20 protein-coding genes and 1 pseudogene are annotated in these 16,441 nt (G+C 47.8%); 10 read left to right on the top strand and 11 right to left on the bottom strand.

All coding sequences use genetic code 11. The features are described 5' to 3' along the window. Position 1 precedes the first annotated feature (1 nt). Positions 2-1,663: a DNA repair protein RecN gene (gene recN / locus ACZ5EJ_RS03320; protein ID WP_074684852.1), complete on the top strand. Its 1,662-nt coding sequence runs from the start codon at positions 2-4 to the stop codon at positions 1,661-1,663. Between the two features lie 27 nt (positions 1,664-1,690). On the opposite strand, the gene ACZ5EJ_RS03315 is transcribed toward recN, so the two are convergent. The 5 genes from ACZ5EJ_RS03315 to rplM all read right to left on the bottom strand — a co-directional run bounded on the left by ACZ5EJ_RS03315 (position 1,691) and on the right by rplM (position 4,964). Beyond that, positions 1,691-2,116 (bottom strand): bactofilin family protein, encoded by a 426-nt coding sequence (locus ACZ5EJ_RS03315; RefSeq protein ID WP_074684853.1) that lies wholly within the window; start codon positions 2,114-2,116, stop codon positions 1,691-1,693. Continuing rightward, on the bottom strand, positions 2,097-2,864 hold the full coding sequence (locus ACZ5EJ_RS03310) for a DUF6776 family protein (protein ID WP_074684854.1): 768 nt from the start codon (positions 2,862-2,864) through the stop codon (positions 2,097-2,099). Before ACZ5EJ_RS03310 ends, ACZ5EJ_RS03315 begins: the two co-directional genes overlap by 20 nt. A gap of 100 nt (positions 2,865-2,964) precedes the next feature. Next, positions 2,965-3,993 carry an N-acetyl-gamma-glutamyl-phosphate reductase gene (gene argC / locus ACZ5EJ_RS03305; protein ID WP_074684855.1) on the bottom strand — a complete coding sequence of 343 codons (1,029 nt, stop codon included), beginning with the start codon at positions 3,991-3,993 and terminating at the stop codon, positions 2,965-2,967. Between the two features lie 132 nt (positions 3,994-4,125). Next, positions 4,126-4,518, bottom strand: coding sequence for a 30S ribosomal protein S9 (rpsI, locus tag ACZ5EJ_RS03300; RefSeq protein WP_074455558.1), 393 nt, complete (start codon positions 4,516-4,518; stop codon positions 4,126-4,128). Positions 4,519-4,529: 11 nt separating this feature from the next. Beyond that, entirely contained in the window at positions 4,530-4,964 is a 435-nt protein-coding gene (gene rplM / locus ACZ5EJ_RS03295; protein ID WP_011633857.1) for a 50S ribosomal protein L13, read from the bottom strand. A gap of 143 nt (positions 4,965-5,107) precedes the next feature. Between rplM and ACZ5EJ_RS03290 the strand changes: the two genes are divergently transcribed. From ACZ5EJ_RS03290 to lipA, 5 genes are all read left to right on the top strand, one after another. Then, complete coding sequence (locus ACZ5EJ_RS03290) at positions 5,108-6,229, top strand: D-alanyl-D-alanine carboxypeptidase family protein (protein ID WP_041353704.1); 1,122 nt, start codon at positions 5,108-5,110, stop codon at positions 6,227-6,229. A gap of 19 nt (positions 6,230-6,248) precedes the next feature. Beyond that, positions 6,249-7,109: a D-amino acid aminotransferase gene (locus ACZ5EJ_RS03285; protein ID WP_074455559.1), complete on the top strand. Its 861-nt coding sequence runs from the start codon at positions 6,249-6,251 to the stop codon at positions 7,107-7,109. A gap of 9 nt (positions 7,110-7,118) precedes the next feature. After that, entirely contained in the window at positions 7,119-7,382 is a 264-nt protein-coding gene (locus ACZ5EJ_RS03280; RefSeq protein ID WP_074455560.1) for an HP0495 family protein, read from the top strand. Between the two features lie 87 nt (positions 7,383-7,469). Next, entirely contained in the window at positions 7,470-8,147 is a 678-nt protein-coding gene (lipB, locus tag ACZ5EJ_RS03275; protein WP_464557470.1) for a lipoyl(octanoyl) transferase LipB, read from the top strand. Further along, positions 8,137-9,081: a lipoyl synthase gene (gene lipA / locus ACZ5EJ_RS03270; protein WP_074455562.1), complete on the top strand. Its 945-nt coding sequence runs from the start codon at positions 8,137-8,139 to the stop codon at positions 9,079-9,081. Before lipB ends, lipA begins: the two co-directional genes overlap by 11 nt. Before the next feature lie 26 nt (positions 9,082-9,107). On the opposite strand, the gene ttcA is transcribed toward lipA, so the two are convergent. Beyond that, a complete protein-coding gene (ttcA, locus tag ACZ5EJ_RS03265) occupies positions 9,108-10,049 on the bottom strand; it encodes a tRNA 2-thiocytidine(32) synthetase TtcA (protein ID WP_464557468.1) in 942 nt (313 codons plus the stop codon). 398 nt (positions 10,050-10,447) lie between these two features. Here ttcA and ACZ5EJ_RS03260 point away from each other — a divergent pair, with 398 nt between their 5' ends. Continuing rightward, positions 10,448-10,972, top strand: coding sequence for a DUF411 domain-containing protein (locus tag ACZ5EJ_RS03260; protein WP_464557466.1), 525 nt, complete (start codon positions 10,448-10,450; stop codon positions 10,970-10,972). Between the two features lie 28 nt (positions 10,973-11,000). After that, entirely contained in the window at positions 11,001-11,459 is a 459-nt protein-coding gene (locus ACZ5EJ_RS03255; RefSeq protein WP_011633849.1) for a c-type cytochrome, read from the top strand. 47 nt (positions 11,460-11,506) lie between these two features. On the opposite strand, the pseudogene ACZ5EJ_RS03250 reads toward ACZ5EJ_RS03255, so the two are convergent. Both ACZ5EJ_RS03250 and ACZ5EJ_RS03245 read right to left on the bottom strand, forming a co-directional pair. Next, positions 11,507-11,779, bottom strand: a pseudogene (locus ACZ5EJ_RS03250) (transposase); the annotation flags it as partial. Between the two features lie 21 nt (positions 11,780-11,800). Next, positions 11,801-12,193 carry a helix-turn-helix domain-containing protein gene (locus ACZ5EJ_RS03245; protein WP_464557464.1) on the bottom strand — a complete coding sequence of 131 codons (393 nt, stop codon included), beginning with the start codon at positions 12,191-12,193 and terminating at the stop codon, positions 11,801-11,803. Between the two features lie 356 nt (positions 12,194-12,549). Between ACZ5EJ_RS03245 and fliK the strand changes: the two genes are divergently transcribed. Together fliK and ACZ5EJ_RS03235 are read left to right on the top strand one after the other, a co-directional pair. Next, positions 12,550-13,575, top strand: coding sequence for a flagellar hook-length control protein FliK (gene fliK, locus ACZ5EJ_RS03240; protein WP_464557462.1), 1,026 nt, complete (start codon positions 12,550-12,552; stop codon positions 13,573-13,575). Next, the gene (locus ACZ5EJ_RS03235; protein WP_464557460.1) at positions 13,562-13,903 is read left to right on the top strand and encodes an EscU/YscU/HrcU family type III secretion system export apparatus switch protein; all 342 of its coding nucleotides are present in this window, start codon (positions 13,562-13,564) and stop codon (positions 13,901-13,903) included. Before fliK ends, ACZ5EJ_RS03235 begins: the two co-directional genes overlap by 14 nt. A 20-nt stretch (positions 13,904-13,923) precedes the next feature. On the opposite strand, the gene ACZ5EJ_RS03230 is transcribed toward ACZ5EJ_RS03235, so the two are convergent. From ACZ5EJ_RS03230 to ACZ5EJ_RS03220, 3 genes are read right to left on the bottom strand one after another with little or no spacing between them, the layout of a single operon-like run. Beyond that, complete coding sequence (locus tag ACZ5EJ_RS03230) at positions 13,924-14,733, bottom strand: flagellar brake protein (RefSeq protein ID WP_074456229.1); 810 nt, start codon at positions 14,731-14,733, stop codon at positions 13,924-13,926. Between the two features lie 34 nt (positions 14,734-14,767). Beyond that, positions 14,768-15,097 (bottom strand): flagellar hook-basal body complex protein FliE, encoded by a 330-nt coding sequence (fliE, locus tag ACZ5EJ_RS03225; protein ID WP_074456230.1) that lies wholly within the window; start codon positions 15,095-15,097, stop codon positions 14,768-14,770. 27 nt (positions 15,098-15,124) lie between these two features. Continuing rightward, positions 15,125-16,438 carry a sigma-54-dependent transcriptional regulator gene (locus ACZ5EJ_RS03220; protein ID WP_464557457.1) on the bottom strand — a complete coding sequence of 438 codons (1,314 nt, stop codon included), beginning with the start codon at positions 16,436-16,438 and terminating at the stop codon, positions 15,125-15,127. Between the last annotated feature and the right edge of the window lie 3 nt (positions 16,439-16,441).

The raw sequence follows: 16,441 nt of genomic DNA, 5'->3' as shown, positions 1-16,441 counted from the left end.
CATGTTGCAAAATCTATCTATTCAGAATTTCGTTATAGTTGATTACATTGATCTGCTCTTCAAACCCGGTTTTACCGTTCTGACAGGTGAGACAGGTGCAGGAAAATCCATTCTAATCGACGCACTGGAACTTGTATTAGGCAGACGCGCCGACACAAGTCAAATCAGGCATGGCTGTAAACGTGCCGAAATCACCGCACAATTTGATGTAAGCGCCATTCCTGCGCTACAGACATGGTTACAGGAGAATGCACTGGAAGACGAAACCGGCATTTGTCTGCTGCGCAGAATCATGGAAACCAGCGGACGTTCGCGTAATTTCATCAATGGACACGCTGCCACCCTGCAACAATTGCGAACAGCAGGTGAATGGCTGGTTGATATCCATGGTCAACATGCACACCAGTTGCTGATGCAGGGCCACAAACAGCGCGAACTGCTGGACACCTGGGCCGGTGAATCAGATCTTGCTCGGCGAGTCGCCTCCTCCTATCGGCACTGGCAAGATCTATGTCAGCAAAGACTCTCGTGGAAACAGCAAAGCGAGCAAAATATACGAGAGCACGAACTTCTGTCATGGCAACTGCAGGAACTGACTGCTCTGCACTTTTCATCTGAAGAATGGGAAACCCTGCAAGCAGAACACAACCGGCTGACGCATACAGCCAGCCTGCTGGAAACTGCTCAGTCCAGTCTGGAAGCATTATCGGAAAGTGAAGCTGCGGTATTGCCACAACTCAGCGCAGTGATCGCCCACTTGCACAGCTTGTCGAATATTGACAAAACACTTGAACCAATTTGCAGCCAGTTACAATCATCACAAATACAACTTCAGGAAGCAGTATATGAACTGAAATACTATCAGCAACATCTGGACATTGATCCCCGCAAGCTGCAGGAAATCGAGACACGTATTGCTGCTATCCATGGAACGGCCAGGAAATATCGCGTCTCTCCGGAAATGCTACCGGAGCTATTGGAAACAACCAGACAGCATCTGGAGATAGTGGGAAACATTTCAAACAACGAAATGTTGGCAGAAGCAGAGAAATCTGCTCGCAATGATTATAAAAATCTTGCAGACAAATTAAGTCAGGCAAGGCAGAGTGCGGCAAATCAGCTGTCCGAGCAAGTCACAGAATCCATGCAGGCGCTGGCAATGGACGGTGGTCGCTTCAATGTGGCATTGATACCAGTGCCATCGGGCAATCTGCATGGCCTGGAGCAGATCGAATTTCAGGTATCCGCCCACAAAGATCTGCCATTGCGGCCACTGAATAAAGTAGCCTCTGGCGGTGAGTTATCGCGTATCAGCCTGGCGATTCAGGTTATTACAAGCAAGATTGGCACCACTCCCACTCTTATTTTTGACGAAATAGACACCGGAATAGGTGGACGCATCGCTGAAATAATCGGTAAATTGCTGCATCAACTGGGAGAAACGCGGCAGGTAATCAGTATTACTCATCTTCCGCAGGTAGCGGCCAAAGGCGATCATCATTGGCGTGTATCTAAAACTGCCGGAATAGATGATAACCAACTGCCAGCTAGCCATATTGCAGAACTTGATGCAGCAGAAAGAGTTGAGGAAATTGCTCGTATGCTGGGTGGTGAAAATCTGACCGCTGCCACACTTCAGCACGCAACAGAAATACTGGGTTAGACAGGTCAAATCAACCGCAATAGAATTTTATTCCGCTTTTTCTTTCTGCTCCTCGGCTGATGCGACGTAGGTAATCAGCTTCTCCGGTTGCGAGTTCTCATGACAAACCATTTTTCCTTCAACTACAGCACCTTGGTGAATTTTTATAGTTTTGTAGTAAATATCCCCGGTGATTTTTGCACCAGGCTGTAGTTCAAGACTCTCATCGGAGTGAATCGGTCCTTTGACGATTCCATTAATCACCAGATACGGCACCTTGATTTTTCCTTCAATCACCCCTTGTTCACTCAACACAAGCAAGGAATGCTGCTTATTGCCCGCCGCCATGATGCTACCGCTGATACGGCCATCAACCCGCAATCCGCCAGCAAACTGGATATCACCGGTAATCACGGTATTTTCCCCGATTAACGTATCGATATCACTGACTACCCTACGTTTTTTTCCGAACATTCCCCGATTCCTTTTGAGATAACTGAATCGTTTTTGTCAGCACTGCTTCATTTAAACCATTCTCATAGATAAAAACCTGCAAATTTTTCACTACCGTATCAGCTGGTATTTGGAAGCTTTTCTCCAGTCTGTGGTAGAAGCGAAAGTTTATTGGAAATTCTTTGGATGCATTCTCGTCTACAAGAGAAATGAATTTTTCTTCACCATTCTGAAGCAACCCAACCACAAACTCCAGTTTACCGTTGAATTCTTTTGAACGCTGACTACCTTGGGCAAGTAATAGTGTATACAGGTATTCACCAGGAAGCTGACCTTGTTCAAGCGTAAAACGATGAATAACCAGTTCGACGCCAGGTAAATCCTCATTACCGGAAACCATCTGCTGAAATAAGCTCAGGTCCTCTCTCAGGCGCTCATTTTCCTCATCCAGAGACTTAACCTGCTTTACCAGATCAGCGCGGGTCGCGTTGCTGATCTGCAGCTGCCTGACAAGCTCTGCAAGCTGTGAGCAAAGAGCAGAGTCATATTTCTCTAGACAACTGTTCGATTCCAGTATCTGTTCAAGAACTGGATCGGCTACAACGTTACTGGCTGGTTGAGCCGCTCCCTGCCCAACCATGTACATTCCATAAGCAAGCAAGGCTACCAGTAATATCCCAATAGCCGCTATCAGCAAACGTCGATACCAGGGAACATGAGGACGTATAACCACCCTGGGTGCATTAATATTTTTTTTGTTATGCAGCAATTCGTTCCCTTATTCTTCAGAAATTCCCGGGGTATTACTATGCATATATTATCTGCAATATGACGTTCTTTCAGTCACTTCACTCTTTAATCACAAACTGCTAGGGTAGCAACGGAATATGCTGAATGCCCATCTTCTCTGGCAGCCCATACATAATATTCATATTTTGAACAGCCTGTCCGGCAGCCCCTTTAACCAAGTTGTCAGTAACCGAGAGTATTACTGCAGTATCGCCATTCCGGGGACGATGAACTGCAATCCGGCAGAAATTTGAACCACGTACAGAACGTGTTTCCGGATGGCTGCCTGCTGGAAGAACATCAACAAAGGGTTCATTAGCGTAACGGCTTTCATATAAAGCTTGTAAATCAACATTTTGGGTCAGTCTTGCATACAATGTGGCATGAATGCCCCGAATCATTGGGGTTAGATGAGGCACGAAAGTCAGGTCAATCGGCTTACCTGATCTTTCGGATAAGCCTTGTCTGATTTCAGGTAAATGACGGTGACCCGCTACGGCATAAGACTTGAAATTGTCTGATGCTTCTGCATATAGTGTGTGTATTTCGGCCTTGCGCCCTGCTCCGGAAACACCTGATTTGGTATCGGCTATCAGATGATTTTCATCAACGGCCCCTGCTTCGATCAGCGGGATAAAACCCAGCTGCACCGCTGTTGGATAGCAACCGGGATTAGCAATCAATCTTGCATTCCTGATTTTTTCACGGTTAACTTCGGGTAAACCATAGACTGCTTCAGCCACCAATTCAGGAGCTGTGTGCGACATGCCATACCATTCCTCCCATTCCGCAACGTCTTTAATCCTGAAATCAGCAGACAGATCAATAACTTTTATTCCAGATCCAAGTAATGCACTTGCCTGTTGCATAGCAATACCATTTGGCGTTGCGAAAAAGACGACATCACATTTTCCAAAGTCTACCTTGAGCGGATCACTGAATTTAAGCGTAATCTGTCCGCGCAAACTGGAAAAAAGATCGTCAACTCCTATTCCAGCCTCTTGACGAGAGGTAATAACTTTAAGCTTGGCTTTCGGGTGCTGTGCGAGAATACGTAATAACTCGACACCCGTATAACCTGTCCCACCTACAATACCAACATTAATCATCTCTAGGAAACAACAGCTAAAAAATTAATTTTTTATCAAAAAGCAGTCGGTATCTTGTGTTGTGAACCTAATACGAAAAAGCCGCCCAACAAAGAGGGCGGCTTTTTCGTATTGTCCAGAAAACAACAACAATCACCGTTTAGAAAACTGTTTGCGACGTCTTGCTTTACGAAAACCAACTTTCTTCCGCTCTACTTCACGTGCATCTCTTGTTACAAAACCTGCTTTACTTAGAACCGACTTTAGCGTTTCATCATAATCGATCAACGCACGGGTAATGCCATGCCTGACTGCACCAGCCTGCCCGGATTCTCCACCCCCGTGTATGTTGACCATAATATCCAGATTAGTACTGTTCCCAGTCAGCTCCAATGGCTGACGGATAATCATACGCCCTGTTTCACGAGAAAAATACTCATCGGCAGGTTTGTGATTTACCGTGATAACACCTGTACCTGATTTAATAAAAACCCGTGCAACTGCACTTTTTCTACGGCCGGTTCCGTAGTTATATTGAATAGCCATAATTTATAAGATTAAGCGTTAATTTCCAGTGACTGCGGTTGCTGAGCCGCGTGAGGATGTATATCCCCGGCATAAATTTTCAATTTCTTTATCATGGCATACCCAAGTGGACCCTTGGGTAACATACCTTTCACAGCTTTTTCAAGTGGCCTGGCAGGAAAACGCGCATGCATCTTTTTAAAGGTGGTCTCATAGAGCCCCCCGGGATAGCCACTGTGACGATAATATATTTTATCTTCCGCCTTATTACCAGTGACTCTCAATTTATCCACGTTGATAACCACAATATAATCACCAGTATCTACGTGCGGTGTATAAATAGGCTTATGTTTGCCACGCAAGCGATGAGCAATAGCTGCCGCCAATCTACCCAGAACTTTATCGGTTGCGTCAACCACAAACCACTCGTGCTTTACTTCATGTGGCTTGGCAGAAAAGGTTTTCACTGAATATCCTTTGTTTTTGTAGTACAAGATAACCGCGAATTATGAGTTAGCGCATTAAGAATGTCAAATTTGCATCCAGGCAAGCTGGATTCAAGAAATACATGCTGCAAAGTCAGAGTATAATGAAGCTTTTGCTGACCCTCATGAAACAGTTTATCCTCTTCCTGTTCTTATTGATGCCCGTTTTTCCGGCATGGTCACAACAGCCGGAACTGTCAATTGCTGCCAAATCCTTTACTCTGACCGATTTTCACAGCGGCCAGACACTCGCCAGCTCCAACCCGCATGAACGACTGGATCCTGCTTCGCTCACCAAGCTGATGACAGCCTACGTTGTCTTCTCCGCGCTGAAGCAGGAACGTATAAAGCTGGACCAGGTCGTGCCCGTATCCAAAAAAGCCTGGCGCATGGCAGGATCACGTATGTTTATCGAGCCAAACAAACCAGTAACTGTTGATGAGTTAATTCATGGGGTAATTGTACAATCAGGGAACGATGCCTGCGTTGCCCTAGCAGAGCTGATCGCCGGTTCAGAGGATCTGCTTGTGCACATGATGAATGAAGAAGCAAAACGCTTGGGCATGCACAACACGCATTTCACCAACTCAACTGGTCTGACTCATCCTGATCACTACAGCACAGCTAATGATCTGGCATTATTGGCAGGCGCCATTATTAGGGATTTTCCAGAATACTACCCACTCTACTCCTTACGCGAATATACCTACAACGGCATTACCCAGCAAAACCGTAACCGCCTTCTATGGACGGATCCTAATGTTGACGGCATGAAAACAGGGTGGACGGAAGCTGCCGGATACTGCCTGGTTACCTCAGCAAAACGTGATCATCGGCGCCTTATCTCTGTGGTGATGGGTACCGCTTCACCTAATGCACGCAGCATTGAAAGCCAACGCCTGCTAAATTATGGGTTCCAGTTTTTCGATACGGCACACCCTTACAAAAAGAACCAGCCGGTCGCAAATGTTCAAATCTGGAAAGGCACACAAAATAAAATAAAAGTCGGCTTTAATCAGGATATCTATTTTTCACTCCCTAAAGGTAAGGTCGAAGGGGTAAAGGCTCGAATGGAATATCGCCAGCCACTTATTGCACCCATTGATCAAGGCCAGGAAATAGGAAAGGTAAAATTTGTCCTGGATGGATTGGAAGTGGCCACTTACCCCCTGGTTGCGCTGGAAGCTGTTGATACAGCCAATTTCTTCGGGCGCGCATGGGATAATCTGAAAATGCTGTTCAACTAATCTCGCGGACAATAAAAGCATGATTTATCTCAACGGAAAATTTCTACCAATAGAACAAGCTACGGTTCCGGTACTGGATAGAGGTTTCATTTTTGGAGATGGGGTCTATGAGCTTATACCGGTCTATTCGCGCAAACCGTTCCGGCTGAACGAACATCTTTCCCGCCTGCAGTACAGCCTTGATGGGATACGCCTCCAGAATCCACATACTGAAAAACAATGGATTGATCTGGTTACACGCATAATTGAGCTGAACGAATACGATGACCAGTATCTTTACTTGCATATTACTCGTGGCGTAGCGAAACGTGATCACGCATTCCCTCACGGAATAACACCAACCGTCTTTATGATGAGCAGCCCTCTACTGACGCCGCCCGAAGGATTGCTCGCATCCGGAGCATCGGCTGTCACTGCACAAGACAATCGCTGGGGTCGCTGCGATATCAAGACCATTTCTCTCTTGCCTAATATATTATTACGCCAGCTTTCGGTGGATGAGCATGCCATGGAAACCATCCTGCTGCGCAATGGATTGCTGACCGAGGGAGCAGCCAGCAATATTTTTATTGTGAAAGGCAACCAGCTGCTGACCCCCCCCAAAGATCATCGTATATTGCCTGGTACCACCTACGATGTGGTACTGGAACTGGCCGTAACTCATGACATTCCTCACGCAATAAGAGATGTCTCAGAGACTGAATTACGTACCGCTCAGGAAGTTATGCTCACCTCTTCCACCAAAGAGATCCTTCCCATTACCCGACTCGATGGGCAGTCAGTTGGCAATGGTGTGCCCGGCCCCATATTTCAGCAACTCAATCGGCACTATCAAGCATATAAACAGACAGTCATGCGCGGACACACCTCGTCCCAGTAATACAATCTCATGACAGAAGAATCGCTTATTGAATATCCTTGTGATTTCCCAATAAAAATTATGGGGAAGGCACAGCAGGGATTCACTCAATCCATGCTGGCCATTGTCAAAACATATGCCCCTGACTTTGACGATACAACTCTCGAAGTTCGTACCAGTAAAAGTGGAACTTACCTGAGCCTTACCTGCACAATCCGCGCAACTTCACGCACACAGCTGGATTCTCTCTATCAGACACTGCATAACCACCCAATGGTAACGATGCTTCTGTAGGCTGATCAGTGTTCGATATCATCATACTCACCACGAGTAATAAGCCCATTCTGTAGAAAAACACATGTCCCACCCTGAACAACGGGCATGCAAACTAAAAAACTGAATCACGCTCCGAAAACAGGCTATATGTTTACCGTCACAGTAAAAAACATGGGGATTACGGAATACCTCACAGCCTGGCAGGCCATGAAAGATTTTACGCAGCAGCGTACTCGTGAAACTCCTGATGAGATCTGGCTATTGGAACACCCTCCAGTTTACACTCAGGGAATTGCTGGGAAACCTGAGCACCTGCTTTTCCCTAACAACATCCCCGTCATCAAAACCGACCGAGGGGGGCAAATAACCTATCACGGCCCCGGGCAGATAATCATGTATCTATTGCTGGACTTACATCGCTGGCAGCTTAGTATCAGACAACTGGTCAGAAAAATGGAAGGGGCCGTGATAAACTTAATGGATGAATACGATATCGTTGCAAACGGCAGCCAAGATGCGCCCGGAGTGTACGTCAACGGCGCCAAAATTGCCTCGTTGGGACTGAAAATAAGACGCGGCGCGTGCTACCACGGCATCGCCTTTAATGCTGACATGGATCTTGCTCCCTTTGTTGCAATCAATCCTTGCGGTTATCCCGGCTTGCGTGTCACACAGGCAAAAGAGCTCGGCATATCGGATAACAAAGAAGTACTTGCTGACAAACTGGCACAGAATTTTATTGCTCAACTAACCCATAGGATAATCACCCCCCATGGTCGCTGATACCCACCAAAGAGGCACTGCCAAAACGGCACGCAACCCAATTAAAATTGATCTAGAACAATCCGGCCAGCTATTGCGCAAACCCTCCTGGATTCGCGTGCGTTCGCCCAACAGCCAGAGATACCAGGAAGTAAAACGCCTGCTGCGCGAGAATAAATTACATACCGTCTGCGAGGAAGCCTCCTGCCCGAATATTGGGGAATGTTTCGGGCGCGGTACGGCAACCTTCATGATACTCGGTGACTTATGTACCAGGCGTTGTCCGTTCTGTGATGTAGCGCATGGACGGCCCCATGCCCCCGATCCGGATGAACCTATGCATCTGGCCAAATCTATCGCAGTGCTGAAACTCAATTATGTCGTCATCACAAGCGTGGATCGCGATGATCTTAGAGACGGAGGGGCACAACACTTTGCAGATTGCATCCGCGCAATTCGCGCTCAATCTCCACAAACACGGATTGAAATCCTGGTCCCGGATTTTCGTGGCCGACTGGAAATCGCACTGGAGAAACTATCTGCCTGTCCACCTGATGTGATGAACCATAACCTGGAAACTGTGCCGCGCTTATATAAGCAATGCCGGCCGGGCGCAGACTACGTACATTCATTGCAATTGCTCAAGGATTTCAAAGCAGCTTTCCCTCATATTCCGACCAAATCCGGTCTGATGCTGGGGCTGGGGGAAACCGATGAAGAAATTATCGGGGTTATGCAGGATTTACGCGCACATCAAGTCAATATGCTGACCATTGGCCAATATTTGCAACCCAGCATTGGTCACCACCCGGTCATGCGCTATGTTTCACCCGAAGATTTTAAAACCTTCGAACGCATTGCCACCAATCTTGGATTCAGCCACGCTGCTTGCGGTCCAATGGTACGCTCCAGCTATCATGCTGATCAACAAGCGCACGAAGCCGGGATTGAGTAAAGCAGAGATATACTGAAGAAGACATGCTATATAGCGCCACCCTGGACAGCCTCGATACTGCATGCTTCATCCAGCTCGGATGCGACATCATCATGATTCATACCAACCGGGCTGTCAGGAAGTGACTCCTCATCAAATGCCTTGTCCCCTTCTTCCGTCGCAATACCATGTGGTTTGATTCCGACAAAATCATAGCGGCTGGTATCCGCCAAGTGTGAAAGCTGAATATTTTGTAAAGCTGTAAACATCGTTTCAAGCCGACCGGGGTATTTCTTATCCCATTGCTGCATCATTTCCTTAATTACCTGCCGCTGCAGGTTCGGCTGCGAACCACATAAATTGCAAGGAATAATAGGAAACTGGACAAGCTGGGCATAAGCCGCCAGATCTTTTTCCTTGCAATATGCCAGCGGTCGGATTACCACATGACACCCGTCATCACTTACCAGTTTGGGAGGCATTGCTTTCAGTTTGCCCCCATAAAACATATTCAGAAAAAAAGTCTCCAGAATATCGTCGCGATGGTGTCCCAGGGCAATCTTGGTTGCCCCCAGCTCGGTTGCCACCCGGTAAAGCACCCCTCTGCGCAAACGGGAACACAGGCTACAGGTCGTTTTCCCCTCAGCAATCACTCGTTTTACAACACTATAGGTATCCTGTTCAACAATACGAAAGGGCATATTTATTTCTGACAAATAACCAGGCAATACATGCTCAGGAAAACCCGGCTGCTTCTGGTCCAGATTAACTGCAATCAGTTCGAAATCCAGTGGCGCATGTGCTTGCAAATTGCGCAAAATATCCAGCAGCGCATAGCTATCCTTTCCACCGGACAAACACACCATAATCCGGTCACCGCTCTCAATCATATTAAAATCGGCAATGGCCGTGCCAACAAGCCGCCTCAGCCTTTTACGCAACTTATTAGTGTTGTATTCGGATTTTCTGGAAAATGTATCCGTAATCATATGAATTTATAGAAAAATAAAATAAGAAAGCTATCAAAAAAAATCAGCCAGGTAACTATTTCACACAAAGTTAAGGAAAGAACATTTGTATAAATTAACACTTGAACAATACAATAATTAGTTGTTTCTGCTGTCTATCACGGATATATGAGAAAGTCGGTTATAGTTATATCTTCAAGGTTTCATATTTGTTGAATAACGACACCACTCAAGCAAAAAATTATAACAATGTAACGACTGCCAGCCAGGGATCAGGGAGAACGTTATACACGCTATCAATGTCCAACCGCGCAAGAAACAATTCCATTTTTCTAAATGCCCAGGATACGCGCTTATCATTAATTGTTCAGTCCCAACCAATTCAAGCGAATACAAGGCAAAACCATATCGGAGAGCACATGAAAAAACAACTCAATAAATTCTTTACCCGTTCCCTGCTAACCATCGCACTAACAGGCGTCGCCAGCACGGCAATGGCTGCAACCATGGAAGTGTATAAAAGCCCAACTTGTGGCTGTTGTGCCAAATGGGTGGATATCATGCGCGACAACGGATTCACCGTTAACATCCATGATGTCGGTAACGATAATGCCAGAGCAGAAGCTGGCATCTCCACCGAACTGGGGTCGTGTCATACCGCCCTGGTTAATGGCTATGCCATAGAAGGGCATGTTCCGGTTGATGACATCAAACAATTACTGAAAGAACGCCCGAGAGCAGTTGGCCTGTCAGCCCCCGGAATGCCACATGGCTCCCCGGGTATGGAAACCGGACGTGTTGATGCCTATAACGTGCTGCTAATCAGAAAACCTGGAGACAAACGCAGCGCAGCAGAAATCTACAACCGATATGGTCCGGGCAAATCACAGACAGATAAAATACCTGAAAACAGTACAACCAAATCAATTCTAAGACTTAAATAACGTGATACCTGCAAGAGCCGTAGCGCTCATGTCATTGTTACTTATTGCTGCCTGCTCAGAGCAAACTGACACTCGCTCGGCAGGCAGCGCCTTAGATCGTATTTTGGGCAGGGATATATCTCCGGAACAGATCACACGCGATTTTGACCCCGATCAAGTTGCGCATGGCCAAACACTTTTCCAGAAAAACTGTGCGGTGTGTCACGGTCAGAATGCGGAAGGCACTCCGGATTGGCGCAAACCACTGGAAAATGGCAGATACCCACCACCACCACTGAATGGCACTGCACACGCCTGGCACCATTCCACCGAAGAACTGAAACGCTTTATACTAAACGGCGGCCCTCCGGGAGAAGGTCGTATGCCTGGTTGGGAAGGGATCCTTACAGATCAGGAAATTGATGACATCCTGATCTGGATAAAATCCCTGTGGCCGGATGAAGTCTATCAGGGCTGGTACACCAGAATCGAGAACAGGCCAAAATAGTAGACGTAATACTGCTCAGCTATTTCATACCCTAGAGCATTTTTAGTTTACTTGTTTACATATCCACATGAAGCGAAGTAGTTGGCACACTCCTCGGGAGTGAACAGATCCAACACTTTGCCGATCTGCGCCCATAAGGCATCCATGGTTCGTTTGGCGGCTTTGCATAATAGGGCTTTGAGTTTGGAGAACATTTTCTCGATTGGATTCAGATCAGGTGATGAATACGGCGGTAAGTAGAGCAGCGTGGCACCTGCCGCTTCAATGGCTGCGCGGACGCCTTAAATCTTGTGACAAGACAGGTTGTCGGCCACCATAATGCTGCTTGCTCGCGGGCCCACTCAGTTCGTGCCTGACGTACGTCTGTGCGCGATTGCTCGCTGGCGTGCAGGGTTTTTTTTAAAACTCAACCCCCATTTGTTCAGTTGATACCATAGCGCCGGCACTTTGATCTGAGTGCCTTCCGCAGCCAAACGTTCACTAAGCTCGACAAGCGTTAGATCCGGCGTGGCTTCTATCCATTGCCGAATCTGCGCTTCCTTGTGCGCAATGCGGGATCGCCGATAACCTCCCATCGGCAAGCTAGGGCGCTGGCCCTCTTCTTTCCATCGCTTGCGTACCTGATACACCCACATGCGACTCACCTCAAAGCGCCGGGCAATTGCCGTTGGACCTTCGCCACGATCCAACGCACCCAGAATACGATCTCGAAGATCTTGTGAATAGGCATGCATAACCTTCCCCATCAGTTGTGATAGAAAATAGTCTATTACATGCAATTTAAATCAAAATTCTCTAGCCAATGCCTCACATCTGCGCGAGCATTGGCCATATTCAGTAATTTTTTTGCAGAGCACCTTGTTCCGTCAGCCATGCGTTGCCTTACCCGCCACGCTGCACCCGCGGTTAAAGTGTACCATTCGCAAAAATGCGGCAGGTGAAAATAAAAGCAGCCCGCAAAGTGATAATAATCTTCATGGCCACCGGCAGTGCCAATAACCAGTTGAGCAATTTTTTGCTCTGACAGGATATGATTGGAGCACGAACTCTTTGAATCCGATTTAAAAACCAGTCACGACGGAGCAGCATTATGATTTCTCACCCGGTCAATCCTGCCGTTATTCTTTCTGCCACACCTACCGATACGGTTTCACAGATCCGGCCGATTAGTGCCGTTAATCCGGTGCCGGATGCAACGCAATCCGATACGCCAGCTTTTACGCTGGGTCAGAAGTATATGGCGCAAATGGGGGAACGGCTGGCAAATGGTCATTCCATGGTCAATGTTGCGGGCAGATGGCTACAAATGCGTATGCCCGCTGCAGTCGATACCGGAGATCTTCTGGAACTGACACTGATCGAGCAATCTCCACGCTTAAAATTTCTGTTACACACTGATACACCAGCAGGTAGTAACAGTAACCCGGCAACGCTTAGCCCGGCCGGAAAACTCATCGCACAATTGCTGAGTCAACCCAGCCTGCCTACCTCTAAAGCAGCAGGCAACCCCGCTCCTCTACTACCGACTCCACCCGTTATCAGTGCAGATAAAGCACAACTGCCAGGCCAATTGCAGCAGGCACTGGCAATCAGTGGATTATTTTATGAAGCACATTTAGCTAGATGGCTAAATGGCAAGCGATCATTGCAGCAACTTCAGCAGGAACCACAAGGAAAATTACCTGGCCCCACAATAGCCACCGCTTCAACGTCAACAGTGCTGGTTACGCCAGAGGCAGCTTCACTGGTGCAACAACAGTTGCACACGCTGGAAACTGGAACCATCCAATGGCGAGGAGAAGTCTGGCCGGGGCAGGCCATGGAATGGGACATCACCGAGTACCCCAGTAATCATCAGGAAAAAGAGCAGGCTGACGGCGAAATAACCGGGAAATCCGGCCGTTGGCAGACTCGTATCCACTTGCACTTACCGAATCTGGGAAAAATTACCGCCACGCTTATGATTGATCCACAAGGCATGCGCATCCGGCTAGATGCTGATTCTGACAATATTACGCAGCAACTCAAAAAAGAACAGATGGCACTGGCCAACGCCATGCAAGTAACCGGGCTAACAATTCGCGCAATGGAGATCCAGCGGCATGAAGAATCCTGAATTGAATCAGCAAGAAAATCAAAGCGAGCCGATCGACTCACTCACCACAACGGGACGGGCGATCACCCCCGGAGCGGTAGCACTCACTTACCACAGTGGCATGACAGCCCCCCAGGTAGTTGCCAAGGGACAAGGACTAATTGCAGAGGAAATTATCCGCCGAGCGCAGGAAGCCGGAGTATACGTGCATGAATCGGCAGAACTGGTAGCATTGCTGATGCAGGTTGACCTGGACGAACACATCCCCCCGGAGTTATACGTAGCCATAGCCGAGCTTCTGGCATGGCTCTATCGGCTGGAAAACGGCATGGTGACAACACCCACCTGATGACACCGGCGGCACTGGTTTCAAATACCGGATTCAGTTTCAAGTTTTCTTGCCTGCTGCTCCAGTTTTGTAATGTAACGCTGTATCAATAGCCTTGATTTCTCGGGTAGATTGATAAATTCACAACCAATGCGCGGGCAAGTATTTCCGTTATTCAGAATAACCGTACCGACGTACGCGATCTGGATGGAGGCTTCAATTGAACTGAACAAGTTACCGTCTCCTGGTAAATCAATCCGGCAGTGTTCAAGCGTTGCGCCAGCTTTCAGAAGCGTATCGGTATCTGGCTGATCTATCAACGCCATGCCACCACAGCTGATATCCAGCAGGCTGTAGACAACTGGCGCTTCGTCTGCTGCCCGCAATAAAGGAATAGTACAAACTGCAGGATTGGTGATGGGCGTAGTGACCCGGTAAAAATTGCGCCGCTGCAAACGTTTCAGTGATTCCGGAATATCAGCACTGAATGCATGACGACCTTCAAACTGGACACGTTGCAGATTATCGCAATCAAATTCGATCCGGATCTGGTTATGGCTGGTAATACACCGCAGATATCCCCTTTTGAGCGCTATCTGATTGAGTGTTTCATTAATACCGTAATCCATTATCAACAGCTTCTGCTGCGGATCAATCGCCAGAATGGATGAGAGAATAGCGGAGTGACTGTCCCGCGCAAGGTACAGTGAAATCAGAGATTTTTCCTCCATGATCCCATTCAGAAAAAAACATATTTCCGGCCGGGAATTCACGCTGTAATCTGGCTCTTTTATATCGCTTGCTCTTGCTGGCGAGATCGCCTGCTCGGAAAATGTTTGGAGTATGGCCATAGTCTGTCCCTTTGTTCTTTATCAGCCCAGGATCTTACACTTGCATATTCATTATTTCCTGATAAGCCGTTACCAGCCGGTTGCGTACCTGAATCATGGATTGAAAGGAAACATTGGCTTTCTGCAGGGAAATCATGACATCGTGCAGCTCGACATCCTGATTGCCGCGCACAAATTCCTGACTGAGTTGATTGGCAGTCTGCTGCACTGTATTAACCTGATCAACCGCCGACTTAAGTAATTGGCCAAAATCTGCCTGGGAAGCTGCAGGCGCAACCGTGGCGGGCTTATTGCCGCCCGCTGCCAGATCCGAGGTTGCCTTGAGCTGCGCCAGCATCTGATCCATCCCTGATGCAATATTCATATTTGTTCTCCGCTTTTGTAAAATTGATCAGCATTCGGCAAGCCGGTATTGCTGCAGCTTGTAACGCAATGTCCGCTCGGAAATACCGAGTTTTTGTACAGCCAGTTTGCGTGAACCGTTCACAGCCGCCAGTGTTTGCAGAATATGATCTCGCTCAAGTGATTTGATGTCACACAGAGAGGATTCAGCTACTCCTTGCACATTCTCCTGGGAAGACTTGTTCATCGGCGACTCCGGTAAGTTCAGATGCGCAGGCTCAATTGGCCCTGTCGCTAGAATCATGGCACGTTGCATCACATTCTCCAGCTCACGAACATTTCCCGGCCAGGTGTACCGTTCCAGAGACAGCATGGCTGATTTTGTCAACGTACAGCCAGGTTGGGTGGATTTATCCAGAATATACTGCGCCAATGGCACAATATCCTGCACGCGTTCACGCAACGGAGGAATCTCTAGTGGAAAAACATTCAGCCGGTAGTACAAATCCTCACGAAATTGGCTTGCCCGCACATACGCCTGCATATCCCGGTTGGAAGTGGCAATCAGACGAATATCGAGCTTGACAGCTTTATTGCTGCCCACCCGCTCCACTTCACGCTCTTGCAATACACGCAATAGTTTTACCTGAAGGCTAAGTGGCATTTCCGAAATTTCATCCAGCAGCAAAGTGCCACCATTGGCCTGCTCAAACTTTCCTGCCTGCCCCTGAAATGCGCCAGTAAACGCTCCTTTTTCATAACCGAACAGGGTTGCTTCCAGCAGATTTTCGGGAATGGCAGCACAATTGATTGCGACAAAAGGTTGAGATACACGCGACGAATGACGATGCACAAACCGGGCCAACACCTCCTTGCCACTGCCACTTTCCCCCATCAGCATTACGGTCGCATCAGTCGCAGCTACTTTCTTTGCCAATGACAACAATGTCAAGGTACGGGGATCTTCCGCCACAATTTTCGGTTCATCCTCATTGCTGATCGTCAGCAAGTAACGTTCGACATACGCCAACAAGTTGTGCGGATCAAACGGCTTAGGCAGATAATCCCTCGCTCCAGCACGCATTGCAGCTACGGCCTTGTCTACCTCACCATGAGCGGTCATCAGCACAACCGGAATCCACGGATGACTTCGCCTGATATTCTGCAACAGCGTATGGCCATCCATCGGACGCATTTGTACATCACTGATAACCAACCCTACTGGATGGCTGCGTAACAGATCAAGAGCCCGCTCACCTCCGCTGGCGGCAAGACTGGCGTAACCCTTCAATTTGAGGGTTGCACACAACGCTTCCAGCAAATCCGGATCATCTTCTACAATCAGTACAGGCAAATTTTGCATCTT

It is taken from the genome of Nitrosomonas sp. TNE100, from assembly GCF_055387135.1.
This window is presented reverse-complemented; position numbering and strand designations above follow the sequence as displayed.